Below are 23,165 nucleotides of genomic sequence, written 5' to 3'. Positions count from 1 at the left end.
ATAGCTATCTATGCTCCTGGGGATTTAATGAGGGACATCCATGTCCCTCACCGAAGGCAGCCTTTGGCTGTTCAAATTCGTTCCAGACGAATTTGTCCTTCCCTTTCCGCCTACCTGCAACTCGAATTATTTAGGGTATAGGGGGCGATTTTATTTGCTACTTTGAATCCAAACTGGATGCAACAATTACGCCTTCCCGCTTTAAGGCGTTTGTGGAGGTGATGTATGTGCGAACTGCTCGGGATGAGCGCCAATGTGCCAACCGATATTTGCTTTAGCTTCACCGGGCTGGTTCAGCGCGGCGGAGGTACCGGGCCGCACAAAGACGGCTGGGGTATTACATTTTACGAGGGTAAGGGTTGCCGTACGTTTAAAGATCCGCAACCCAGCTTTAATTCGCCTATCGCCAAACTGGTTCAAGACTATCCCATTAAATCCTGTTCCGTGGTTGCCCATATTCGTCAGGCGAATCGGGGGGAAGTGGCGCTGGAAAATACCCACCCGTTTACGCGTGAACTGTGGGGACGCAACTGGACCTATGCCCATAACGGACAGCTGAACGGCTATAAATCGCTGGAAACCGGTAATTTCCGTCCGGTCGGCGAAACCGACAGTGAAAAAGCCTTCTGCTGGCTGCTGCATAAGCTGACCGAGCGTTATCCGCGTACGCCGGGTAACATGACGGCAGTATTTAGATATATTGCGGTACTGGCCGGGGTATTACGTGAGAAAGGTGTTTTCAACATGCTGTTGTCCGACGGACGGTATGTCATGGCCTTCTGCTCAACCAATTTGTTCTGGATCACGCGTCGGGCACCGTTTGGCGTGGCGACATTGCTGGATCAGGATGTGGAAATTGATTTTAGCTCAGAGACCACACCCAATGATGTGGTCACTGTGATTGCTACTCAGCCACTGACGGGCAATGAAACCTGGCAAAAGATTATGCCAGGCGAGTGGGCGCTATTTTGTCTCGGGGAGCGTGTAGTTTGACGCCAGTTGCGGCTGAACCACTTCGTGACTCAACGGCTTGCTGACGATATAACGGCCATCGACAACGGAAACGGTTGGTGGCTTACGCGTTTGTTCAAAGTAATCGTATCCCGGTTTTAGCTGCGACCAGAAATCTTTGTAATACGAAAACTTATGGCGCTGCATGTTAGCGTCAGTCATGCGGAACGGGTAAATGCTTACCTGAACGCTGGACTGGCCGAATACCAGAGCGCCGGTCACAAACTGGAAAATCTCATCAATACCGTTGTCGGTCATTGCATAGCAACCGACAGAAACGCAGGCACCGTGGATCATCAGGTACTTACCTTCGTAGCCGTGCGCACGATCGTAGGCGTTAGGGAAGCCAATGTTAATTGCTTTATAAAAGCGGCTGTCTGGTTTGAGTTGCCCGCGCTGAACGCTGTAGAACCCTTCCGGACTTTTAAAATCACCCTGACGCTGTTTTGGCCCTAATCCACCGGAGTAGTTACAGATTTTATAGCTGTCGAGAAGCTGATACTGTTCGCCCATCTTGACGTACAGATCGAGCGTCCGCTCTTCTTTAAAGATCTGAATATAGACAGGGGACCCCATCAATTGCTGCTTATATTCTTTGCTGATTGGCGTGGTCGGGCTGCCGCTGCTCAGCAAACCGGCAAATGAAACGCACGGCAATAAAAGCATCGCAAGAAAAAATGCGATTTTACGCATACTGCTTATTCCTTGATAAAACGATTACACACGCCAGGACGGCAAAAAGAGTCCCCAAATCAGAAAAGTCTGCATTTGGAGCGCTCACATTAGCACCAAGAGAGTTTTTCGCAAGTCTCTCGTGCGCCGTTTACACTTTAGTTTGTCTTTATACTGAAAATTGGGATTAAAGACAGTCAGAAACGGGCGTATTTTATTATCTGCCGACTCTGCGAGTTGTGTTTGTGGCGTTTTCTGTCGCGTCATAAATGAGACAATATAAGGTATGTTCATCCTTCTCACAGCACAAAAATACTGTATACTTAAACAGTGTTGTGGGAGGCGAGCGATGCGCAAAATCATACATGTCGATATGGACTGCTTTTTCGCGGCGGTGGAAATGCGTGATAACCCGGCCCTGCGCGACATCCCCATTGCTATTGGTGGCAGTCGCGAACGTCGGGGGGTCATCAGCACCGCCAATTACCCGGCACGAAAGTTTGGCGTGCGTAGCGCAATGCCTACGGGAATGGCGCTAAAACTGTGCCCGCATCTCACTTTATTACCCGGCCGTTACGACGCTTATAAAGAGGCTTCTCGCCAGATTCAGGCCATCTTCTCTCGCTACACTTCCCTCATCGAACCCCTTTCGCTGGATGAAGCCTATCTTGATGTGACCGACAGTCCGCACTGCCACGGCTCGGCCACGCTGATAGCACAGGAGATCCGTCAGACGATTTTCAACGAACTACAGTTAACCGCTTCTGCGGGGGTTGCTCCGGTTAAATTTCTGGCCAAAATCGCCTCCGACCTGAATAAACCCAACGGGCAATATGTGATTACTCCCGCAGATGTTCCCGAATTCCTCAGAACGTTACCGTTGGGGAAAATACCCGGCGTCGGCAAAGTCTCTGCCGCGAAACTGGAATCGATGGGATTACGGACCTGTGAAGATGTTCAAAAATACGATCTGGCCCTGCTGCTTAAGCGGTTTGGTAAGTTTGGTCGTGTGCTGTGGGAGCGCAGTCAGGGTATTGATGAACGCGATGTGAATAACGACAGGCTGCGAAAGTCAGTCGGCGTCGAGCGCACGCTGGCGGAAGATATTCATGAATGGTCGGAGTGTGAGGCAATTATTGAGCGACTCTACCCGGAACTGGAGCGGCGGCTGGCAAAGGTTAAGCCTGATCTCTTTATCGCCCGTCAGGGGGTGAAGCTAAAGTTTAATGATTTTCAGCAGACGACGCAGGAACACGTCTGGCCGCGCTTAAATAAAGAGGATCTGATCGCGACGGCACGTAATACCTGGAACGAACGTCGGGGAGGGCGTGGGGTAAGGCTGGTGGGATTACACGTTACGCTGCTGGATCCGCAACTGGAAAGGCAACTACTGTTGGGGATTTGACGCTGATGTATTGCCGGTTGGCGGCGTAAATGCCTTATCCGGCCCACAAATCAGTGCGTAGCGTGTGGGCCGGATAAGTACAGTGCCATCCGGCATTTAGTGCAGAGACTTACTTCGCCGGAATAGACTTCAGCAGTTCAGTCAGCAGGGTCCAGTAATGACCGACGCTTTCAATATGAACCTGTTCATCCGGAGAGTGCGGACCGGTGATGGTCGGCCCGATGGAAACCATGTCCATCTCCGGATACGGTTTCTTGAACAGACCGCATTCCAGGCCGGCGTGGATAATCTGGATGTTCGGCGTCTTGTTGAACAGACGCTGATAGGTTTCACGCACCAGGTGCATGACCGGAGAGTTCGCGTCCGGCTGCCAGCCAGGATACGCACCTTTGGCTTCAGTTTTCGCGCCAGCCAGCTTGCCAAGAGAATCCAGCATGCTCACGACATAGTCTTTACCGCTGTCGATCAGCGAACGAACCAGGCAGTGGATCTGCACGTTATCGTCAGTCATGGTCACAACGCCAACGTTCAGCGAGGTTTCTACAACGCCTTTTGCCACGTCGGAATTGCGGATTACACCGTTTGGCGTCGCGTTCAGCAGACGAATGAAGCTATCGCGAGACTGGGAAGTCAGTGCGGCTTTGTCATTGCTGACGGCATCCAGCAGCAGCGCCAGATTCTTCTCTTTTGCTTCCAGCTCGTTTTTCAGGATCTCCTGATATGTGCTGACCAGCGCTTTTAACGCATCAACTTTATCGGCAGCAACAGCGAGAGTCGCAAAGGCTTCGCGCGGAATAGCGTTGCGCAGCGTACCACCATTGAAGTCAACCAGGCGCAGATCCAGCTCTTGGGCGTGACCTGCCAGGAAGCGTACCAGCAGCTTATTCGCATTACCGAGGCCAACGTGAATTTCGCCACCGGAGTGACCGCCTTTCAGGCCTTTTAAGGTCAGCTTAAAGCTCTGGAAGCCAGCAGGAATGGCTTCACGCTCGAGCTTCAGGTTAGAGGTGAAGTCGATACCCCCCGCGCAACCCATGTAGATCTCACCTTCTTCTTCAGAGTCGGTGTTGATCAGGATATCCGCCTGCAGCCAGTTCGCCTGCAGACCAAATGCGCCGTCCATGCCCGCTTCTTCGGTCATGGTCAGCAGCACTTCCAGCGGACCGTGTGCCACGTTGTCATCAGCCAGTACCGCCAGCGCGGACGCCATACCGATACCGTTATCTGCACCCAGCGTGGTACCACGGGCTTTTACCCATTCGCCATCAATATAAGGCTGGATCGGATCTTTGGTGAAGTCATGCACAGTGTCGTTATTTTTTTGCGGGACCATATCCAGGTGCGCCTGCAAAACGACCGGCTTGCGATTTTCCATTCCTGCGGTAGCGGGTTTACGAATCAGGATATTACCCACCTGATCGCGCTCGACGTGGAAACCTTTCTCCTGGGCCCAGCTCAGAATGTGTTCAGCGAGTTGCTCTTCATGGTAGGACGGATGAGGAATAGAACAGATTTTGGCAAAAATATCCCACAGCGGTTGCGGGGATAACTGAGACAGTTCAGACACGTTGAGTCTCCTTGGCGATGTCCTACAAAATTGACTTGCAGGCCACGGGGTTAGCGGAATTAAAAACACCACAAGTCAGGCTTGCGCGATGCGATTGAGAATACCACTTTCTTCGCTGACGGCTAGTATAAAGCATGCAAAAAGAAGCGCGGATTCCGCGAAACACTGGTTTTTAGTGCGTCAGATCTCTATAATCTCGCGCAACCTATTTCCCCCTCGAACACTTTTTAAGCCGTAGATAAACAGGCTGGGACACTTCACATGAGCGAAAAATACGTCGTCACCTGGGACATGTTGCAGATCCATGCACGTAAACTGGCAAGCCGCCTGATGCCTTCTGAACAGTGGAAAGGCATTATTGCCGTTAGCCGCGGTGGTCTGGTGCCGGGCGCATTGCTGGCGCGTGAATTGGGTATTCGTCATGTCGATACCGTATGCATCTCCAGCTACGATCACGATAACCAGCGCGAACTGAAAGTGCTGAAACGTGCGGAAGGTGACGGTGAAGGTTTCATCGTGATCGATGACCTGGTAGACACCGGTGGTACCGCTGTTGCGATCCGCGAAATGTACCCTAAAGCGCATTTCGTCACCATCTTCGCTAAGCCGGCCGGTCGCCCGCTGGTGAATGATTATGTGGTTGATATCCCTCAGGATACCTGGATTGAGCAGCCGTGGGATATGGGCGTGGTATTCGTTCCGCCAATCTCTGGTCGCTAATCTAAAAAGTTTTCAACGCCTGGCTATGCCGGGCGTTGTTCTTTTTCGTCTCCATCGGGTTACACTATGCCTTAGTGAGTACTCATGGAGGCCGTAATTATGTCGCAGGCTAACCTCAGCGAAGTCCTGTTTAAACCCCGCTTCAAACACCCTGAAACGTCAACGCTGGTTCGTCGATTTAATCACGGCGCGCAGCCGCCTGTGCAGTCTGCCCTGGATGGCAAAACAATCCCGCACTGGTATCGCATGGTGAATCGCCTGATGTGGATCTGGCGTGGCGTCGATCCGCGTGAAATCCTCGAAGTGCAGGCGCGTATTGTCATGAGCGAAGCCGAGCGCACGGATAAAGAACTTTATGACACGGTCATTGGCTATCGCGGCGGGAACTGGATCTATGAGTGGGCGAAGCAGGCGATGGACTGGCAACAGAAAGCGTCTATGGAAGAGGACCCGCAGGTGAGTGGTCGCCACTGGCTGCATGCCTCCACGCTGTACAACATTGCAGCATACCCGCATTTAAAAGGTGATGAGCTGGCAGAGCAGGCGCAGGCCCTGGCCAACCGCGCTTACGAAGAGGCGGCCCAACGACTGCCAGGGACGCTGCGCGAGATGGAATTTGCCGTTGCCGGCGGTGCGCCGGTCACTGGCTTCCTGCACATGCCAAAAGGCGACGGCCCGTTCCCGACAGTGCTGATGTGCGGCGGCCTGGATTCCATGCAAACCGACTACTACACCCTGTATGAGCGCTATTTCGCTCCGCGTGGTATTGCCATGCTGACGCTGGATATGCCTTCGGTTGGATTCTCGTCAAAATGGAAATTGACCCAGGATTCCAGCCTGCTGCATCAACATGTATTAAAAGCGCTGCCAAATATTCCCTGGGTCGATCACACCCGTGTGGCGGCATTCGGTTTTCGCTTTGGCGCTAATGTCGCAGTACGCCTGGCCTATCTTGAATCATCGCGCCTGAAGGCTGTGGCCTGTCTGGGACCGGTGGTCCATGCGCTTCTTAGTGACCCACAGCGTCAGGCTTCAGTACCGGAAATGTATCTTGACGTTCTGGCCAGCCGTCTGGGGATGCACGATGCATCCGATGAAGCACTGCGCGTCGAGCTAAACCGCTATTCATTAAAGGTACAAGGGCTGCTGGGCCGTCGCTGTCCAACGCCAATGCTCTCGGGGTTCTGGAAAAACGATCCGTTTAGTCCGGAAGAGGAGTCTCGCTTAATTACGTCGTCATCTTCTGACGGTAAGCTGCTGGAGGTTCCGTTCAACCCGGTGTATCGCAATTTTGACAAAGCGCTGCAAGAAATTACCGGGTGGATCAATCATAGATTGTGTTAATAGATTGCTAAATTTTATTGGTTTGGTAAAACAGTTGCTTCACCTAAGGAGATCGCAATGACGTTACCGAGTGGACACCCGAAAAGCAGATTGATCAAAAAATTCACCGCGCTTGGCCCTTACATCCGCGAAGGGCAGTGCGAAGATAATCGATTCTTTTTCGATTGTCTGGCTGTTTGCGTCAACGTGAAACCGGCACCAGAGAAACGTGAATTTTGGGGCTGGTGGATGGAGCTGGAAGCGCAGGAAAAACGCTTTACGTACAGCTACCAGTTTGGTTTGTTCGATAAAGACGGCAACTGGACCGCCGTGCCGATTAAAGAGACTGAAGTGGTAGAGCGACTGGAATACACCTTACGCGAGTTTCATGAAAAATTGCGTGGGTTATTAACGACGCTGAATCTGGCGCTGGAGCCAGCTGACGACTTTAAGGATGAGCCGGTTAAATTAACGGCATAACGAACAGAAAAATGCCGGATGGCGGCGCAACCCCATCCGGCATTTTTTATGTTACATCAGAACTGATAGACCATACCGACAGCAACGATATCATCATCGTTGATACCCAGTTTATTATTGCTATCCAGTTGGTTGATTTTATAATCAACAAATGCCGACATATTTTTGTTGAAATAATAGGTCGCACCCACGTCGATATAATTCACCAGATCTTCATCGCCTATGCCTTCGATATCTTTGCCTTTTGACAGCACATAACCCAGGGATGGACGCAGACCAAAGTCAAACTGGTACTGAGCGACCACTTCGAAGTTCTGAGTTTTGTTAGCAAAGCCACCGGAAATAGGTGTCATATTGCGTGTTTCAGAATAGAACGTTGCCAGATAAATATCGTTGGCATCATATTTTAAACCTGTCGCCCAGGATTCGGCTTTATCGCCAGTACCACGGTTTTGCAGGTTCTGCTGATTGGTACGGTCGGAGTTGGTATAGGCACCACTGATGGCGAAATCACTGCCGCCAAAGTCATACGTCACGGAGGTACCAAAGCCGTCGCCGTTCTGTTTTTTCACATCGCGGTCCTGGTTTTTGCCCTGATATTGCAGGGTAAGATCCAGACCATCAACGACGCCGAAGAAGTCGGTATTACGGTAAGTGGCCAGGCCGCTGGCACGTTTGGTCATAAAGTTATCAGTCTGTGCGGAAGAGTCACCGCCGAATTCCGGGAACATATCCGTCCACGCTTCCACGTCATACAGCGCACCCAGGTTACGACCATAATCAAACGAACCAAAATCTTTTAATTTCACACCGGCGAAAGCCAGACGTGTTTTTTGCTGATTGGTTTCGCTTTCAGCTTTATTCCCTGTAAACTCAGCTTCCCAACGACCATAACCGGTCAGTTGATCGTTAATTTGCGTTTCGCCTTTAAAACCTAAGCGGATATAGCTCTGGTCGCCGTCTTTGCTGTCATAATCAGTCATGTAGTGCATCGCTTTGACTTTGCCATACAAGTCCAGTTTATTACTGTTCTTGTTATAGACTTCTGCCGCCTGTACGGACGCCGATGCAACAATTCCCATCACCACTAATGCCAGAGTGCTCTTTTTCATTTTCATTCCTGATTTAAAGTACGCGCTAATATTTACTGGGTGTGATCCCCGTTAAAAGACAGGAGGGTTTTTAACGTCTGGCAATGAACGTTTTATGACAAAGTAAGAATATTTTTAAAAAAGAATGTTTTTTTGTGTCTGTAATAAATGCATCAAAATCTGCCGCTACGCTTGCTGATCCTGCGCAATAAAATTTCATGCTTTGTGCGCTGGTTGTTGGCAACCGGGGCCAGTCCTGCTAAAACGTTCGTTTGATATCATTTTCCCCAATTTTGAATGGCAGAGAATCATGAGTGACAGCCAGACGCTGGTGGTAAAACTTGGCACCAGTGTGTTAACGGGCGGATCGCGCCGCCTGAACCGCGCCCATATCGTAGAACTGGTTCGCCAGTGTGCGCAGCTTCATGCCGCAGGGCATCGTATTGTTATCGTTACCTCGGGCGCCATTGCCGCCGGACGCGAGCATCTTGGTTACCCTGAACTCCCGGCGACGATAGCGTCGAAACAACTGTTGGCGGCGGTAGGGCAGAGTCGATTGATTCAACTATGGGAACAGCTGTTCTCAATTTACGGTATTCATATTGGCCAGATGCTGCTGACGCGTGCGGATATGGAAGATCGTGAACGTTTCCTTAATGCCCGCGATACGTTGCGTGCACTACTGGATAACAACATTGTTCCCGTCATTAATGAGAACGATGCAGTGGCGACGGCTGAAATTAAAGTCGGTGATAATGACAACCTTTCGGCGCTGGCGGCGATCCTGGCCGGTGCCGATAAGCTGCTGCTGTTGACCGATCAACAGGGTCTGTTCACCGCCGATCCGCGTACTAACCCGCAGGCTGAACTGATCAAAGATGTTCACGGCGTTGATGATGCGCTGCGCGCCATTGCCGGGGACAGCGTCTCTGGTCTGGGAACCGGTGGTATGGGGACAAAATTACAGGCTGCCGACGTGGCCTGCCGCGCGGGTATCGACACCATTATTGCCGCAGGCAGCAAGCCGGGCGTCATTGGCGATGTGATGGAAGGTGTTTCTGTCGGTACACGTTTTCATGCTCAGGCTTCTCCGCTGGAGAACCGCAAACGCTGGATTTTCGGCGCGCCGCCTGCCGGGGAGATTACTGTTGATGAAGGTGCTACCGCGGCAATTCTTGAGCGCGGCAGTTCACTGCTGCCAAAAGGCATTAAAAGCGTGACAGGCGACTTCTCTCGTGGTGAAGTGATCCGCATCTGCAACCTCGAAGGGCGTGATATTGCCCACGGCGTCACTCGCTATAATAGTGATGCGCTACGCCGTATTGCCGGGCACCACTCACAACAGATTGACACTATTCTTGGCTATGAATACGGCCCGGTTGCTGTCCATCGCGACGATATGATTACCCGTTAAGGAACAGGCATATGCTGGAACAAATGGGCATTGCTGCCAAAGCTGCGTCATATAAGCTGGCGCTACTCTCCAGCCGCGAAAAAAACCGCGTGCTGGAAACCATTGCTGATGAGCTGGAAGCGCAAACGGAAAGCATCCTCAGCGCGAACGCACAGGATGTTGAACAGGCGCGTGAAAATGGCCTGAGCGAAGCGATGCTTGATCGCCTCGCACTGACCCCGGCACGCCTGAAAGCCATCGCAGACGACGTGCGTCAGGTGTGTAATCTTGCCGACCCGGTAGGGCAGGTGATTGACGGCGGTCTGCTGGATAGTGGTCTGCGTCTGGAGCGTCGCCGCGTGCCGCTGGGCGTGATTGGCGTGATTTATGAAGCGCGTCCTAACGTTACCGTTGATGTGGCTTCGTTGTGCCTGAAAACGGGCAATGCGGCAATTTTGCGCGGTGGGAAAGAGACGTATCGGACTAACGCCGCCACTGTTGCCGTGATCCAGCATGCGCTGCAAGCCTGTGGCTTACCGGCTGCTGCGGTGCAGTCGATTGATAACCCGGATCGTGCGCTGGTCACTGAAATGCTGCGGATGGATAAGTACATCGATATGCTGATCCCTCGCGGTGGCGCAGGGCTGCACAAGCTGTGTCGTGAACAGTCGACTATCCCGGTTATCACCGGTGGTATTGGCGTATGTCATATCTATGTAGATGATACGGCTGAGATCGCCCCGGCGCTGAAGATTATCGTCAACGCCAAAACCCAGCGTCCGAGCACGTGTAACACTGTAGAAACCCTGCTGGTGCATCAGGATATCGCTGCGCGTTTTCTGCCTGCACTAAGCCAGCAAATGGCAGAAAGCGGCGTAACACTTCATGCCGATGATGCCGCACTGGCCGCGTTGCAGGCCGGACCGGCAAACGTCGTGGCGGTAAAAGCGGAACAGTATGACGATGAGTTTTTATCGCTGGATCTGAATGTGAAGATTGTCGCCGATCTGGATGACGCCATTGCCCATATTCGTGAGCATGGTACTCAGCATTCTGATGCGATTCTGACGCGTACGCTGCGCAACGCCGATCGTTTTGTGAATGAAGTGGACTCTTCAGCCGTATACGTTAACGCTTCCACCCGTTTTACCGATGGTGGTCAGTTTGGTCTCGGTGCGGAAGTCGCCGTGAGTACGCAAAAATTACACGCGCGTGGCCCAATGGGGCTGGAAGCACTGACCACTTACAAGTGGATTGGCTTTGGTGACGACACGATTCGTGCGTAATTGAAACCGGGTGATGCAAAAATAGGCGTTTGATTCGCAAGGCCATTGACGCATCGCCCGGTTAGTTTTAACCTTCTACCCCGTGTTCACATTCATGGACATGTCCTTTTCAGGGCCGATATAGCTCAGTTGGTAGAGCAGCGCATTCGTAATGCGAAGGTCGTAGGTTCGACTCCTATTATCGGCACCATTCAAGCATCTCTCAAAGTCTACTCAAGTCTACTAAAAGCCCGTATACTCTAGCTTTAACACTCTCGATAGTATTTTGTCGTCTACTGACATCTCCCAAAATCTACACATCACTGGGGGTACATTCGGGGGTATGTGCTGTTCGGTCTGCTGGAGATACCCCCAAAATGAAACTCAATGCCCGCCAGGTCGATACCGCCAAGCCGAAGGATAAACCGTATAAACTTGCTGACGGTGGTGGCCTTTACCTTCTCGTGAACCCTAATGGCGCTAAATACTGGCGGCTCAAGTACCGGGTGGCGGGGAAAGAGAAATTACTCGCCTTGGGTGTGTATCCAGACGTTACCTTGGCTGATGCCCGCGCTAAACGAGATGAGGCCAAAAGGGGTATCGCTGGGGGTATCGACCCCAACGAAGCAAAGCGTGAAGAAAAGGCAACTCGCGAAGCGCAGAAAAACAATACATTTCAGGAGCTCGCTACTGAGTGGCATTCGAGCAAACTAAAAAAATGGTCTGCTGGGTATGCTTCGGACATTATGGAAGCGTTCATTAAAGACGTATTCCCATATATTGGTAAGAAACCAATCGCCGAAATTAAACCCTTAGAGCTGTTAAATGTTCTTCGCCGTATGGAAGGGCGCGGGGCAACAGAAAAAGCCAAAAAAGTGCGGCAGCGTTGTGGCGAGGTTTTCCGTTATGCCATCGTTACTGGCAGGGCTGAATATAACCCAGCCCCGGATCTCACTAGTGCCATGCAGGGACATGAATCCAATCACTATCCTTTCCTGAATGCGCCAGAGCTTCCAGCATTTTTTGAGGCGCTATCACGCTATTCAGGTAGTGAGCTGGTGGTGTTGGCTGCACGCTTGCTCATCATTACCGGCCTCAGAACAGGGGAATTACGCGGGGCATCGTGGCAAGAAATCGATGACCATGCCGCAGTATGGGAAATCCCCGCTGAACGCATGAAGATGCGCCGTCCACACATAGTCCCTTTATCTCAGCAATCGTTATCCATAATTGCGCGCATCCGTGAAATCACGGGTAGATACCCGCTTATGTTCCCTGGGCGTAACGATCCACGGAGGACTATGAGTGAGGCCAGCATTAACCAAGTATTTAAGCGGATTGGGTATGCCGGGAAAGTAACAGGGCATGGTTTCCGCCACACGATGAGCACCATCCTTCATGAGCAAGGCTACAACACCGCGTGGATAGAAACGCAGCTGGCCCACGTCGATAAAAACTCTATCCGGGGTACGTACAACCATGCCCAGTATCTGGACGGACGACGGGAGATGCTTCAGTGGTATGCCGACTATATGGAGGCGCTGGAGAACGGTGAAAATGTGGTGCATGGCTCGTTTGGAAAAAGTGCCTGACTGTACGAATAGACAGTGTTAGTTGACGGTAGTAGACTTCAGTGGACGAACAAAGAATAGGCTATGTCTAGGCTGATCCCCGAAAACCCGTACACCTCTGCGGGCTGACATAGCCCCCCAAAATCAGAGGGCGCGAGGTGGCGCGGTGACAAAGAAAAACGATAGAGAGAATATATGGTTACGCAATAACATTCCTGCCTTGGAGTTTTGTACGTTATCAAGAGCTGCTGAGTTACTTGGATGCCATCTCGATGATTTAATTCACTTTAGTGAGATTGGCGCAATTGAGCTTTGCTTGCCCCTTCACAATTTTGAAGCGGTATTGTTTACAACTGAACTTTGGGAAGAAGGAAACGCGTGGGAGGTTAAACACCCTCCAAAAATGATGGCGAAGTATATAAATAAATCACCCTTGAGCTTGTTTATGCCAAAAGCCGAGTTTGATATGAATCCAACAGCAAAAGTCCGGGTCAAGAGATTTTATCAACATGAAGACACTCCCGGATTAAAAAAACCAATTATATCTCTTTCTGGTTTGTGGGCATTGTCATTGGGATTTCTTCCTCGCTCATTTTATAGTGCGTTAAAAAACAAAGAACAAATATCTCTTACCCCTTTCAATCTTTCATTTAAAGAAGCCGATATCCAAATTAGTGCCGATGACTATGGTGCGGATGACTATGTCGTTGTAGCCCATCCAGTAACGGAACACTTTTACTCAAATGGCTTGCGAAATGAAGATGAGGTTAAGCCAATCGCTACGATTACAGTCGATGACATCCTTGTTACGCGACACCAAATTGAAAAAATAGATTATTCGATTGGTGCAGATATACCAAGTATCCTTAATGGGGGCGTACTTCAAACTGAGCCATCAGACGTAGCGATAGAAAAGCCAGTCAGAGCCACAGCAAAACAGTCCGATCTTATTGTCGCTCTCCTCAGGGCGATTGGATTGACAGATGAGGAACTGAAAGGAAGTATCTCGGAGCTAATGAATAAAGCCAACAGTAGGGCAAGAAAGTTGACTGAAAGTCGTGTGGAGACTCTGCCATTCCCTGATGATGAGGCATCCACAATCAGTTGGTTAAAGAAAGGTGGCGTTAATCGGTAACAGAGTTTTGATAATTCCGCGGACTTTTCTGATAACTCCGATACAGTACATCTCCTTTCCTATCTAATAGCCTCGTAAACCGCAATAGACTTTACGAGGTCAACATGTCTCATAATCTAATTCGACTCCCAGAAGTACAACGCCGTACTGGTTATAGCAAAGCGTGGATCTATAAATTGCTTAAAGAGAAGCGATTTCCTGCGGCTGTTAAAATTGGTTCTCGCGCAATCGCATTTGTAGAAAGTGAAATTAATGACTGGGTGAACCAGCGCATCGCTGAATCTCGCGGTGAGGTGGTGTAATGGAAAAGAAAAACCGCCCAATACAGCAGGCGGCTAACTCAGATACTCGCACATCTGATATTACGCCGACCACCAGCCATGAACAAGAGCCAAAGCGTACCCCAAAGAAGCACCGCGCCCGTGTATATATGCTGCGCACTGGTGTTGAAGGATGGACAGAGAACGATATTCTGCGCTACTGCCGTCTTTCTTCTGGCCGCAACTATGCGTCTGAAATCGAGCGCCGCCTCGATATTCAGCTTGAGCGTATCGATGAGAAAAATCCGGATGGCATTGGCGCACACCTACGCTACCGCTTTGTAAGCCGTGGTGATGTGATGCGAGTTATCCAGTTGGTTAACAGCAACGCTGCCTCAGGTGGTTATCAGGGACTTACTCGGTCTGAAATAACCGACATCCTCAACCTCTACCCGGACGCATTCACCGCCGCATAACGGAGTCTGAAATATGAAACTCGAAAAAAGCCGATTCAATTCGGAGGCTGCCCCACAATCTAACGCAGGCCAGGGCGTAATTATCAATAACGACTTTGCCGCTATTGTTCCCGTTATTTCCGGTCAAATTGGCGGGCGTGATGCCAATATTGTGAGCGCTAAGGCGTTGCATAAAGTGCTGGGGGTAGGGCGTGACTACTCAACGTGGCTTTCTGACCGTATCAAGGATTACGGCTTCGAGCAGGGCGTTGATTACGTGGTATTTGATTCCCCCATTTCGGGGAACCAAAGCGCAGAAAATAACCAGCTCGACGGCGGCTGGGTAACGAAACGCGGAGGGGATCGGCGTAGCAAAGATACCGGGCTTTCTCTTGGTATGGCAAAAGAGATGGCTATGGTTGAGCGCAACGAGCAGGGCCGAGCCGTTCGACGTTACTTCATCCAGTGCGAGGAGGAGTTACAGCGCAGCGTACCGGAGATTGCCGCCCGGTATCGCCAGCATCTTAAAGCCCGTATCAATGCGGCCGGTCGTTTCACCGCTATGTGTGAAGCGCTTGAATTAGCGCGAATGGAGCAAGGTAAAACCACGCAGCGCCATCACTACACCAATGAGAGCAACATGCTGTCTCGAATTGTTCTTGGTGGCCTGACAGCTAAGCAATGGGCGCAGGCAAACGGTGTGGAAGGTGAGCCACGCGACAGCATGAACGCTGAGCAACTAGAGCACTTCGCTTACCTTGAGAATACCAACATCACGCTGATCGATATGGGCATGGAGTTTGATCAGCGCAAAGCGGAATTAACCCGCCTGTCACAGCGCTGGATGGCAAAGCATCTGGAGGTTGCTCATGACTAAGGCCACCAGCATCCCACGCCCGCAGCAGCGCTTTAAGGACGCACACGGCACTATAGTGACGGTTGAGAGTGTCATTTTTAACCGAGTGACATTTTACCGCGACGGATATCACTCACCATGCGTACAGCCGCTGGAACGCTTTACCAAAGAATTCCGGGTGGTAGCGCAATGATGGCTACCGTCCAGAACAAGGGCTTTCCACTGGCTGGCCTGTTAGCAAATGTTAACCCGCAGAACCTTATAAAACCCAATGTCGCGAACGGCTGCCTGTTATCAATTGTTATGGTTAATGGCTTAGCAAAACTTAGCCTGAACCTCACAAAACCTGACATCCACGCACGGGGAATGACGACAAATGATGACATTTTAAACCAAGAAATAATCACCTCTAAAAAGCTGATTGTGGGGAATAAATTCCCCCTGCTGGCTGGTGGTATGAACTGGATTGCTACCGTTGTGAACCGTTCCACATCGACTTTCGCGACAAATACGCGTGCGCTGGAAGATTTATTAGGGGTCGTTACGCGAGAAGGTGAGTATTCGGAGTCCATAAAAAAGGGCAGCCATAAGGCCACCCTTTGGAACGTTACCAGCGCGGATCACTCCTCTGGCGTGTCAGTTTTCGATTTGCGGCGTTGGCGTCGCTTTATCTCACCACGCATGGCGGTAACGATAAATTGCGCATCGCTTTCCCCTTCCTCTTTGACCAACTCAACATCGGTGAGCACATCAAGAGGAACTCTTGCTGTTTTCTGCCGAGATTTGTTGTTGGTTGTACCCGTTGCCATATCTGTAACTCCTCGCATTAGGTGGGAGTCATTATGCACTAAAAAAGTAGGATGTAAACACTTGAGGTGGGAGTCACTTTGGTGTGGTGTTTATTCCATAGGTGCAAGTCACCTACAGAGTTTAAAAGCAACGAAACCCGGCAGTGCGTCAACACTAACCGGGCTTCTCACCACCAGCGTTATCGACAGTAACGAGGTAGCTATGAGCAATCGTACCACACACCCGCAAGGGCGGGATTCTTACACCCTTAAAAAATTCACATGGCGTTTTCTCGCTATCAACCGCCACGACAAAAAGGCCAAACCATGCCGCCTGTCTGTTGAGGCTGAAACTGAGCGCGAAGCACGCAGCATCTTAGCCCCGCATTTCATTCTCTCTTTTGCTGCCCGCCTGCCAGTTGTCGGAGGGAGCCATGCGTAAAAAACCATTGAAAAGCAGCATTGCGATTGCCCTCAGATCCATTGAACAGGCTTCCGCTGTACTGATTGCTGTCCGCCACGCAGCCGGAGAAATGGAGCCTTGCGATATTTCAGACGCTATTGATGCGTGTTCTGGTTTGGTCAATGAGGCGCGTTGTGAGCTGGCAATTCTGGAGGGTGAAGAATGAATAAGTACCGTGTGTTAGTTAACTGTTTCGACCGTGCGGGCGCACCGATCCCATTGACATGGTATGGCAACGCCACCAGCCCCAGTGACGCAATCCAAAAAATGAACCATGAAGCGCAGAGCAATGGCTGGAGTGTTGGAAAAATCATTTGTGTACAGCAAAGAAAAATAAGTCAGGAAATGGAGGTCGCAGCATGAATATCAACGCAATCTATCGCCACCCGGCGGAACTGAATGCCGAAGAAATGCTAGCTCGTGAACATCCCTACCCCGAATCATTCGCGCTCGCCGAGCGTACCGTGGAACGAATGAACCGCGCCCGTACAGGTCTGGCTCATGTGATGACGGAGTTGCTTCCCGAACTCGACGAAGAACAGGGGGTAGTACTGAATTGCTGGTTAAACAAAATCCTGACGATTATCGATATTGCCCGTATTGATGCGGAGGGGAGAGCATGAGCCAGTTACAACTTATTGATGCTACCCGCCAGGTTGAGCAGGCACAGGCCGTTTTATCTATGTGGGTGGAGAGAACCCCACAATGCCCAAATCCAGAATTAACACGCCTTATCGGTTCAATTCTCACTTTACTGCATGGCGTTCCAGAGGCGATGAGCGAGGCAGAAAGCCAGCTGGCGGACTATGTGATGCGTGATTACCGGGAGAACAAGGCATGAATGAGATTAAAGCGATTCCTGAAGGAATAATTATCAACGGGAAGCTGCAGGCCTACTCGGACGTCATCAGTTTGTTTGAGAACGGCACATATGATTCCTGCCCGATTGATGCTTATCAGGCTTTACAGGAAATAAACGAGGCCCATCAGCGTGGCTGGGTAGATCCCGATATGGACCAGCAGATTGTTATGTGGCGGTGGCTGGTGGCGGGCATGTTCATCCGTGAACTTGCTAAAAACGGTTGTGAGTCAGAAAGCATCACGCCGGGTGAGGATAAATATTACACCTATGCAGGTGGCGGGATCCCTGTGCCTCTGAGAATGAGAAATGTGCGCAATGCGCTTATGTGCCTGGTGGAAACGCAACTTCTGCAGATTTTGGGCGGTGATGAGGGCAGGGTTGCCTGCACAGAAGCCTACCGGGCAATGGTGACAAATTCCCCTGAGGATGGTGGCTTGATTTTGTCTGCCGAGGGCATGAGACAAATCACCGGCTTTTTGGATGCTTTTGTCACTATGGCGGTTACCGGCGCTTTCCCTGAAACGACAGTGGCGCACTAAGGAGAGAGCATGATTACTAAAAACTTTCGACTGAATGCGCTGGCTAACCAGTATGCGGCGGCGCTGTATGACCATATCACAGCGACCAACGGCGGTGATTACTTCATGATTGACGCAAATGGTGAGGATGTTCGCGTGGAGGTTATCGGCGGTATCAAAGGGATGCGTGACCTTGTTGATGGTTACGCACTGGGGGCACTCAAAGAGCATTATCCGGCGGCACAATGGGAAAGTATCGGGATCGCGTATCTGTCCCGGTGCGTTGATGCTGAGGGAATTACGGATGAAGGGATCAGCGCGTGGACCAGTATGACTGCCGACATGGGCGCAACGGTAGGGGGAAATAATGCGTAATATCGACCTTATTCGTGAAGTGACCAGCGCCGCAGCGAACAACTGGCCTCATGTGCTGGCTGGCCTGAATATCGATGTTCCCGACTCGCCTCACCGCCACGCAGGATGTCCCGCATGCGGCGGGACGGATCGCTTCCGGTTCGACGACAACGGGCGCGGCGCTCACATCTGCAACCAGTGCGGTGCTGGCGACGGCCTGGACCTGATTAAGAAGGTGAACAACTGCGACACCACAGAAGCGGCGAAGCTTGCCGCTGGTGTGCTGGGTATTGATTCCCGGGCAGAGGAACAGGACGAAGCGAAAGCCAGCCAGAGGCGGAAGCAACTGGAGACTGAGAGCCAACGACGTGAGCAGGAGCGCCAGCAGCGGGCAGAAAATGACGCAACGCAGCGCCGGGCGACATTTACCCGTCTGTTTGATGGGATGCGTCAGAATGCCGCGCAGGGCGAATCTGAGTACCTTATTGCTAAGGGGGTGAGTGGATTCACCCTCCCCATTCTTACCGATGGATCAATCTTACTGCCGCTGGTGGACGAATCCGGAGCTGTAACTGCCGCGCAGACCATTACGCCAAAGGGAGAAAAGCGACTCCTTACCGGTTCAGCAAAGCGCGGGGCATATCATGCCGTAAACGCACCAGAATCGCCGCAGAGCGTTTTAATTGCCGAAGGGCTGGCAACGGCATTGTCTGTTCACTTAATGTTCCCTGACGCGCTGACAGTGGCAGCAATCGACGCTGGCAACCTGCTACCCGTAGCGCAAGTGATGCGACGGAAATACCCGGACGCAGAAATCATTATTGCTGCAGATAACGATTGCCACGAAGGACACGCCAACACAGGAAAGGAAGCTGCAGAGAAAACTGCCTTATCCGTGGTGGGTTGGGTCTCGCTGCCACCGACAGACCATAAAGCTGACTGGAACGACTACCACCAGCAAAACGGGCTGGACGCGTCTGTATTAGCTTTTAACGAATCTGCATATCAGCCACAGACGGAAACTCAGGACAACAAGATCACAACAAGAAATTTTCCCGCCAACGGCAAGATTACGGCAATGGATTTACCTGATGACGGTAAGAACACGGTAAGTGTACCGAGTGATAAAGACCCATTAAAACCCCGCATTGAAAGCCGGGATGATGGCGTTTTCTACGTGTCTCCAAAGGTGGGCAAAGAGAGCGGGGCGATTATCAACAATGAAAGCTGGTTGTGCTCACCGCTGGAAGTTATCGGCACCGGGCGAGACGACAAAGATCAGTACCTGATTATTCGATGGCTGGCTTTTGGCTCAGATATCCCGACTACCGCAGCAATCCCCTTGGCCGATATTGGTGAGCGTGAAGGTTGGCGCACCCTAAAAGCAGGAGGGGTGAACGTCACAACCAAAAGCAGCCTACGGGCGATCCTGGCCGACTGGCTACAACGTAGCGGTTCCCGTGATTTGTGGCGCGTGGCTCACGCTACTGGCTGGCAGTGCGGGGCGTACATTATGCCGGATGGGGAAATCATTGGTTCGCCGGCAAACCCCGTTCTGTTTAATGGGCGAAGCTCAGCCGCCGCCGGTTATACCGTGCAGGGTACCACCGGTAGCTGGCGGGATGGTGTGGCACATCTGGCCTTCGGCAACTATTCCATGATGACCGGGATCGGGGCAGCTCTCGCAGCTCCGTTAATTGGGCTGGTGGGCGCGGATGGGTTCGGGATCCACTTTTATGAGCAATCGAGCGCGGGCAAGACCACTACGGCGAACGTGGCAAGCAGCTTATACGGCAATCCAGACTTACTCCGCCTGACGTGGTACGGCACAGCTCTGGGGCTGGCAAACGAAGCTGCTGCCCACAATGACGGGCTGATGCCGCTGGATGAAGTTGGGCAGGGCTCCGACCCGATAAGCGTGTCACAGTCTGCCTATGCGCTGTTTAACGGCGTGGGGAAATTGCAGGGGGCAAAGGAAGGCGGCAACCGGGATTTGAAACGCTGGCGCACCGTGGCGATCAGTACCGGGGAAATGGACTTAGAAACCTTTATAGCCTCCGCCGGACGCAAGACCAAAGCTGGGCAACTGGTGCGCCTGCTGAATATCCCGCTGAGTAAGGCTGTACGCTTCCACAACCACCAGAACGGCAAACAGCACGCCGACGCGCTGAAAGATGCTTACCAGCACCATCACGGCGCTGCCGGGCGGGAGTGGATCAAGTGGCTGGCAGACCACCAGCAGCAGGCCATTGATACCGTTCGTGAGTGTGAAGCCCGCTGGCGCAGTCTGATACCTGCCGACTATGGCGAACAGGTACACCGCGTAGGCGCTCGCTTTGCCATTCTGGAGGCGGCTTTATTGTTGGGTGACGTAGTTACTGGGTGGGATGCTCAGACTTGCCGTGATGCGATACAGCACAGCTATAACGCATGGGTGAGAGAGTTCGGCACCGGCAACAAAGAGCACCAGCAAATAATTGAGCAGACAGAGGCGTTTTTAAATGCGCATGGCCTGAGCCGGTTCGCCCCATTCCCATACAGTCCTGCAGATCTACCTATAAAAGATCTTGCCGGGTATCGACAGAGAGGGGAACACGAGGAAAGCCCGATGATTTTCTACACTTTCCCCTCGGCCTTTGAGCAGGAAATAGCGAAGGGATTTAATGCCAAACAGTTTGCTGAAGTCCTGAAAAGCTCAGGAATGCTCAACCCGCCCACCAGCGGGCGCGGGTACCAAAGGAAATCGCCACGCATTCAGGGACGGCAATTTAACGTGTATGTCCTGAGTTATCAGCCAGAGGAGTACGGCCAGCAAGAAGAATAATTTTTCACATACGTAGTTTAGGTGTTGGTTCAGTTAGTTCAGTTGGTTCAATTTGTAATCATCTTTGTTTTATAAGGTTTTTTATTTTCATTTTGAACCAACACTGAACCAACAAATGCCCTAATTGAACCAACACCAACAGATTGCGACATTCTTCCTGGCTGGGAGTGAACCAACAGAAAGCACAAATGAACCAACACTATTTCTGCTTAATATGCGAAGTAGCAGGCTATATAGGGGGGAGAACGATGCTGACTCTATTTTATGAATGAGCGTAGGGTGCTCTGATTGGCTAGGTTGAGAAGTAAGGTTCAGAGTGTTTAATGTATTATATTGATTTTAATCTATTTTATACGGTTATCGTGCGGCGGATACCAGATTGTATATTTCGGATTTTGTTAAAACAGATGCGCTTAGTATAGATTCATGAGTTATAAAAAATTCGTTTTGGTTTTTTAAAAGCTGCTTTGGCAATAACTGCTCGTCCACAACATGGAACGTCTTTTTTAAGAAAGACTTACCATCAAATGAAATGGAAGCAAATCTGTTATCTTCAAGTCCATTGGAGCACAGAAGGTCAAACAGTACAGGGCCATGAAACGCCTCTTCCGTAAGGCGCTGTGCGATAATATTTAGGCATGACAAAGGCGTGTCGTAACCTGTAGCTACAACAACAACTTTATATTGACTGTCCTTTAAGTGCCTTATTTTAAACATTTTATTTGTATAGTTTGTCTATGTGCTCATAGGCTGATTCTGAAAGAGCCAAAAGCTGTTGAATGCCAGTAATTTTTCGACTGCTTTCTTCTGCACTGTTCATGTGGAAAAGAGAGTGTCGGTGCTTCTGAAAGAAAGTGTAAGCTTCGCTCAGATCAGATCTTAGCTGAATGTTGGTTATATGGTTGTGAAAAGATGTTTTAAGTGCATAAGTTCTTGATGGGCGGTCGAAATCAAAAAAGTAACCAAAATCATTACCATCCGAATCAAAACCAAAATCGTCCAACTTAGCCTTCAATGCCCCTTCGAGCGAACGTAGTTCTGGAAACAGTAACATCGAATACTCAGGCAAAGATGGGCCAGCAAGTTTGACACATTGCCCTGAAACTAACAAGTCGCGAGTCAAACCAGGCAAGTTTTCAAAGGAATTTGGGAGCATTTTTTTTAGAAATTCAGCCGCTACTTCCCGTCTGACAATTACTGAGACATTCTGTTCGGAACGACTCAAAACCAACTCCAACCCAGCCAGATCAAGGATATCTGTCAATAGGTAAACAAGCTTTCTGTAACACGTAAGTGGGCGGCCCTGGATTTGCAATCTTCTTGAAGAGTGATGAGTTACAACTAGAGAATCATTGTGCTCAGGACATTGAAGCCGCCACATGATACTGGTCGCGCGTTCTTCTGGTGCTACATTAAATGCCCTACTTTCGTCATTTGCGAGTAAGTCAATAATTGCTTGAATATCTGCCCGTTCAATCCCTATTAGAGTCATATTAACAGACTGAAATTCATCAGGATTTATAGTGTCATATAGTTTGTCTGCTAACTGTTCTCCTAAAGGACGGTTCTTTCCAAGCCTCCAGGATAGCGTCGAAGTTCCATCATTATTGAAATAGATATCGAGGGTGGCGTCTTCAATTCCAGGCCTGCCTATGAGAATTCTATTGCCTGGGCCGCCTGGTCTGTCTGATATTCCTCTGATTTGTAATGAATTTGTTTCACAGAATTGATTTGTGGTTTCAGCGATACATCTACGATCTAGGTTGAGTGAAGTGTAATCCCTTTCCTCTGACATGAGGCTTCTCCTGCGGAACATTGGGGGCGAATGATTATACAAAGGATGTTAAGTAAATCAGATTTATTGGATTAGTAAACAATTTCATTAAACCAAACATTATCAATAAGTAATAATTAACAGGGGTAATGGCAACCTTCTTACTGGGTGTTCCAGAAACTGGTTCAGAGAGGCGATGCTTAAAGTTAAGCGCTTTATGCTGTCAAGGGGGGGAGCTATCGCTCAGGGGAGTTAGCTTGAGGAAAGAAACTCAAATACTAGAGGGTATATAGTTGAATCAGAGATTCTATTGTTGGTTCGCAGTTCGCAGTTCGCAGTTCGCAGCAAAACAGAGTTTTCACAGTGCGAACCTTCGCC

Annotated in this window: 27 protein-coding genes and 1 tRNA gene; 22 read left to right on the top strand and 6 right to left on the bottom strand. The window is 50.6% G+C overall.

All coding sequences use genetic code 11. The features are described 5' to 3' along the window. Nucleotides 1-225 precede the first annotated feature (225 nt). Nucleotides 226-993, top strand: a complete 768-nt coding sequence (locus ACLJXE_RS06980; RefSeq protein ID WP_286628658.1) for a class II glutamine amidotransferase — start codon at nucleotides 226-228, stop codon at nucleotides 991-993. Here ACLJXE_RS06980 and dpaA read toward each other — a convergent pair. Then, the gene (gene dpaA / locus ACLJXE_RS06975; RefSeq protein ID WP_137384395.1) at nucleotides 964-1,704 is read right to left on the bottom strand and encodes a peptidoglycan meso-diaminopimelic acid protein amidase; all 741 of its coding nucleotides are present in this window, start codon (nucleotides 1,702-1,704) and stop codon (nucleotides 964-966) included. The genes ACLJXE_RS06980 and dpaA overlap by 30 nt on opposite strands. A gap of 328 nt (nucleotides 1,705-2,032) precedes the next feature. Here dpaA and dinB point away from each other — a divergent pair, with 328 nt between their 5' ends. After that, the gene (gene dinB, locus ACLJXE_RS06970; protein ID WP_410750456.1) at nucleotides 2,033-3,088 is read left to right on the top strand and encodes a DNA polymerase IV; all 1,056 of its coding nucleotides are present in this window, start codon (nucleotides 2,033-2,035) and stop codon (nucleotides 3,086-3,088) included. 109 nt (nucleotides 3,089-3,197) lie between these two features. Here dinB and pepD read toward each other — a convergent pair whose 3' ends face one another. Next, complete coding sequence (gene pepD, locus ACLJXE_RS06965; RefSeq protein ID WP_410750455.1) at nucleotides 3,198-4,655, bottom strand: cytosol nonspecific dipeptidase; 1,458 nt, start codon at nucleotides 4,653-4,655, stop codon at nucleotides 3,198-3,200. A gap of 261 nt (nucleotides 4,656-4,916) precedes the next feature. Between pepD and gpt the strand changes: the two genes are divergently transcribed. The 3 genes from gpt (at nucleotide 4,917) to crl (ending at nucleotide 7,178) form a co-directional block, all read left to right on the top strand. Then, nucleotides 4,917-5,375, top strand: coding sequence for a xanthine phosphoribosyltransferase (gene gpt / locus ACLJXE_RS06960; protein WP_003031380.1), 459 nt, complete (start codon nucleotides 4,917-4,919; stop codon nucleotides 5,373-5,375). 99 nt (nucleotides 5,376-5,474) lie between these two features. Then, the gene (frsA, locus tag ACLJXE_RS06955) at nucleotides 5,475-6,719 is read left to right on the top strand and encodes an esterase FrsA (protein WP_286628653.1); all 1,245 of its coding nucleotides are present in this window, start codon (nucleotides 5,475-5,477) and stop codon (nucleotides 6,717-6,719) included. A gap of 57 nt (nucleotides 6,720-6,776) precedes the next feature. Then, nucleotides 6,777-7,178, top strand: a complete 402-nt coding sequence (gene crl, locus ACLJXE_RS06950) for a sigma factor-binding protein Crl (protein WP_005133595.1) — start codon at nucleotides 6,777-6,779, stop codon at nucleotides 7,176-7,178. A gap of 56 nt (nucleotides 7,179-7,234) precedes the next feature. Here crl and phoE read toward each other — a convergent pair whose 3' ends face one another. Then, the gene (phoE, locus tag ACLJXE_RS06945) at nucleotides 7,235-8,290 is read right to left on the bottom strand and encodes a phosphoporin PhoE (RefSeq protein ID WP_410750454.1); all 1,056 of its coding nucleotides are present in this window, start codon (nucleotides 8,288-8,290) and stop codon (nucleotides 7,235-7,237) included. A 289-nt stretch (nucleotides 8,291-8,579) separates the two neighbouring features. Between phoE and proB the strand changes: the two genes are divergently transcribed. The 9 genes from proB to ACLJXE_RS06900 all read left to right on the top strand — a co-directional run bounded on the left by proB (nucleotide 8,580) and on the right by ACLJXE_RS06900 (nucleotide 15,397). Further along, entirely contained in the window at nucleotides 8,580-9,683 is a 1,104-nt protein-coding gene (proB, locus tag ACLJXE_RS06940) for a glutamate 5-kinase (protein ID WP_286628648.1), read from the top strand. Between the two features lie 11 nt (nucleotides 9,684-9,694). Further along, nucleotides 9,695-10,948 (top strand): glutamate-5-semialdehyde dehydrogenase, encoded by a 1,254-nt coding sequence (proA, locus tag ACLJXE_RS06935; protein WP_286628647.1) that lies wholly within the window; start codon nucleotides 9,695-9,697, stop codon nucleotides 10,946-10,948. Between the two features lie 114 nt (nucleotides 10,949-11,062). Then, nucleotides 11,063-11,138: transfer RNA gene (locus tag ACLJXE_RS06930), tRNA-Thr, on the top strand. A 166-nt stretch (nucleotides 11,139-11,304) separates the two neighbouring features. Then, nucleotides 11,305-12,519 (top strand): tyrosine-type recombinase/integrase, encoded by a 1,215-nt coding sequence (locus ACLJXE_RS06925; protein ID WP_410750453.1) that lies wholly within the window; start codon nucleotides 11,305-11,307, stop codon nucleotides 12,517-12,519. Nucleotides 12,520-12,664: 145 nt separating this feature from the next. Then, complete coding sequence (locus tag ACLJXE_RS06920; RefSeq protein ID WP_410750452.1) at nucleotides 12,665-13,633, top strand: hypothetical protein; 969 nt, start codon at nucleotides 12,665-12,667, stop codon at nucleotides 13,631-13,633. 104 nt (nucleotides 13,634-13,737) lie between these two features. Further along, a complete protein-coding gene (locus ACLJXE_RS06915) occupies nucleotides 13,738-13,935 on the top strand; it encodes a helix-turn-helix transcriptional regulator (RefSeq protein WP_071717228.1) in 198 nt (65 codons plus the stop codon). After that, entirely contained in the window at nucleotides 13,935-14,369 is a 435-nt protein-coding gene (locus ACLJXE_RS06910; RefSeq protein WP_410750451.1) for a hypothetical protein, read from the top strand. Before ACLJXE_RS06915 ends, ACLJXE_RS06910 begins: the two co-directional genes overlap by 1 nt. A gap of 13 nt (nucleotides 14,370-14,382) precedes the next feature. Beyond that, on the top strand, nucleotides 14,383-15,225 hold the full coding sequence (locus ACLJXE_RS06905; protein WP_410750450.1) for an antA/AntB antirepressor family protein: 843 nt from the start codon (nucleotides 14,383-14,385) through the stop codon (nucleotides 15,223-15,225). Next, on the top strand, nucleotides 15,218-15,397 hold the full coding sequence (locus ACLJXE_RS06900; protein WP_410750449.1) for a DUF4222 domain-containing protein: 180 nt from the start codon (nucleotides 15,218-15,220) through the stop codon (nucleotides 15,395-15,397). The genes ACLJXE_RS06905 and ACLJXE_RS06900 overlap by 8 nt, the downstream gene beginning before the upstream one ends. A gap of 427 nt (nucleotides 15,398-15,824) precedes the next feature. Here the strand turns inward: ACLJXE_RS06900 and ACLJXE_RS06895 are convergent, their stop codons facing one another. Then, nucleotides 15,825-16,013 (bottom strand): YlcI/YnfO family protein, encoded by a 189-nt coding sequence (locus ACLJXE_RS06895; protein WP_228553221.1) that lies wholly within the window; start codon nucleotides 16,011-16,013, stop codon nucleotides 15,825-15,827. A 202-nt stretch (nucleotides 16,014-16,215) separates the two neighbouring features. On the opposite strand from ACLJXE_RS06895, the gene ACLJXE_RS06890 reads away from it, so the two are divergent. Genes ACLJXE_RS06890 through ACLJXE_RS06855 form a run of 8 tightly spaced genes read left to right on the top strand, consistent with a single transcriptional unit; the run spans nucleotide 16,216 to nucleotide 21,013 of the window. Continuing rightward, on the top strand, nucleotides 16,216-16,434 hold the full coding sequence (locus ACLJXE_RS06890) for a host cell division inhibitor Icd-like protein (protein ID WP_410750448.1): 219 nt from the start codon (nucleotides 16,216-16,218) through the stop codon (nucleotides 16,432-16,434). Beyond that, on the top strand, nucleotides 16,427-16,621 hold the full coding sequence (locus tag ACLJXE_RS06885; protein WP_079938915.1) for a hypothetical protein: 195 nt from the start codon (nucleotides 16,427-16,429) through the stop codon (nucleotides 16,619-16,621). Before ACLJXE_RS06890 ends, ACLJXE_RS06885 begins: the two co-directional genes overlap by 8 nt. Next, nucleotides 16,618-16,818, top strand: a complete 201-nt coding sequence (locus ACLJXE_RS06880; protein ID WP_129324346.1) for a hypothetical protein — start codon at nucleotides 16,618-16,620, stop codon at nucleotides 16,816-16,818. Before ACLJXE_RS06885 ends, ACLJXE_RS06880 begins: the two co-directional genes overlap by 4 nt. Next, nucleotides 16,815-17,078 carry a nicotinic acetylcholine receptor subunit beta gene (locus tag ACLJXE_RS06875; RefSeq protein ID WP_079938913.1) on the top strand — a complete coding sequence of 88 codons (264 nt, stop codon included), beginning with the start codon at nucleotides 16,815-16,817 and terminating at the stop codon, nucleotides 17,076-17,078. The genes ACLJXE_RS06880 and ACLJXE_RS06875 overlap by 4 nt, the downstream gene beginning before the upstream one ends. Continuing rightward, nucleotides 17,075-17,296 (top strand): hypothetical protein, encoded by a 222-nt coding sequence (locus tag ACLJXE_RS06870; RefSeq protein ID WP_129324347.1) that lies wholly within the window; start codon nucleotides 17,075-17,077, stop codon nucleotides 17,294-17,296. Before ACLJXE_RS06875 ends, ACLJXE_RS06870 begins: the two co-directional genes overlap by 4 nt. Further along, the gene (locus ACLJXE_RS06865) at nucleotides 17,293-17,856 is read left to right on the top strand and encodes a hypothetical protein (protein WP_410750447.1); all 564 of its coding nucleotides are present in this window, start codon (nucleotides 17,293-17,295) and stop codon (nucleotides 17,854-17,856) included. The genes ACLJXE_RS06870 and ACLJXE_RS06865 overlap by 4 nt, the downstream gene beginning before the upstream one ends. 9 nt (nucleotides 17,857-17,865) lie before the next feature. After that, a complete protein-coding gene (locus ACLJXE_RS06860; protein ID WP_410750446.1) occupies nucleotides 17,866-18,210 on the top strand; it encodes a hypothetical protein in 345 nt (114 codons plus the stop codon). Beyond that, nucleotides 18,203-21,013 (top strand): DUF927 domain-containing protein, encoded by a 2,811-nt coding sequence (locus ACLJXE_RS06855; RefSeq protein ID WP_410750445.1) that lies wholly within the window; start codon nucleotides 18,203-18,205, stop codon nucleotides 21,011-21,013. Before ACLJXE_RS06860 ends, ACLJXE_RS06855 begins: the two co-directional genes overlap by 8 nt. Nucleotides 21,014-21,370: 357 nt before the next feature. Here the strand turns inward: ACLJXE_RS06855 and ACLJXE_RS06850 are convergent, their stop codons facing one another. Both ACLJXE_RS06850 and ACLJXE_RS06845 read right to left on the bottom strand, forming a co-directional pair. Then, complete coding sequence (locus tag ACLJXE_RS06850; RefSeq protein WP_410750444.1) at nucleotides 21,371-21,730, bottom strand: type II toxin-antitoxin system RnlB family antitoxin; 360 nt, start codon at nucleotides 21,728-21,730, stop codon at nucleotides 21,371-21,373. A gap of 1 nt (nucleotide 21,731) precedes the next feature. After that, on the bottom strand, nucleotides 21,732-22,808 hold the full coding sequence (locus tag ACLJXE_RS06845; RefSeq protein ID WP_410750443.1) for a type II toxin-antitoxin system RnlA family toxin: 1,077 nt from the start codon (nucleotides 22,806-22,808) through the stop codon (nucleotides 21,732-21,734). Nucleotides 22,809-23,165 lie beyond the last annotated feature (357 nt).

Source organism: Citrobacter sp. U14242 (genome assembly GCF_046555775.1).
In the GTDB taxonomy this organism is placed as follows: Bacteria; Pseudomonadota; Gammaproteobacteria; order Enterobacterales; family Enterobacteriaceae; genus Citrobacter.
The sequence above is the reverse complement of the archived record's forward strand: the minus strand, read 5'-3'. Positions and strand labels throughout refer to the sequence as shown.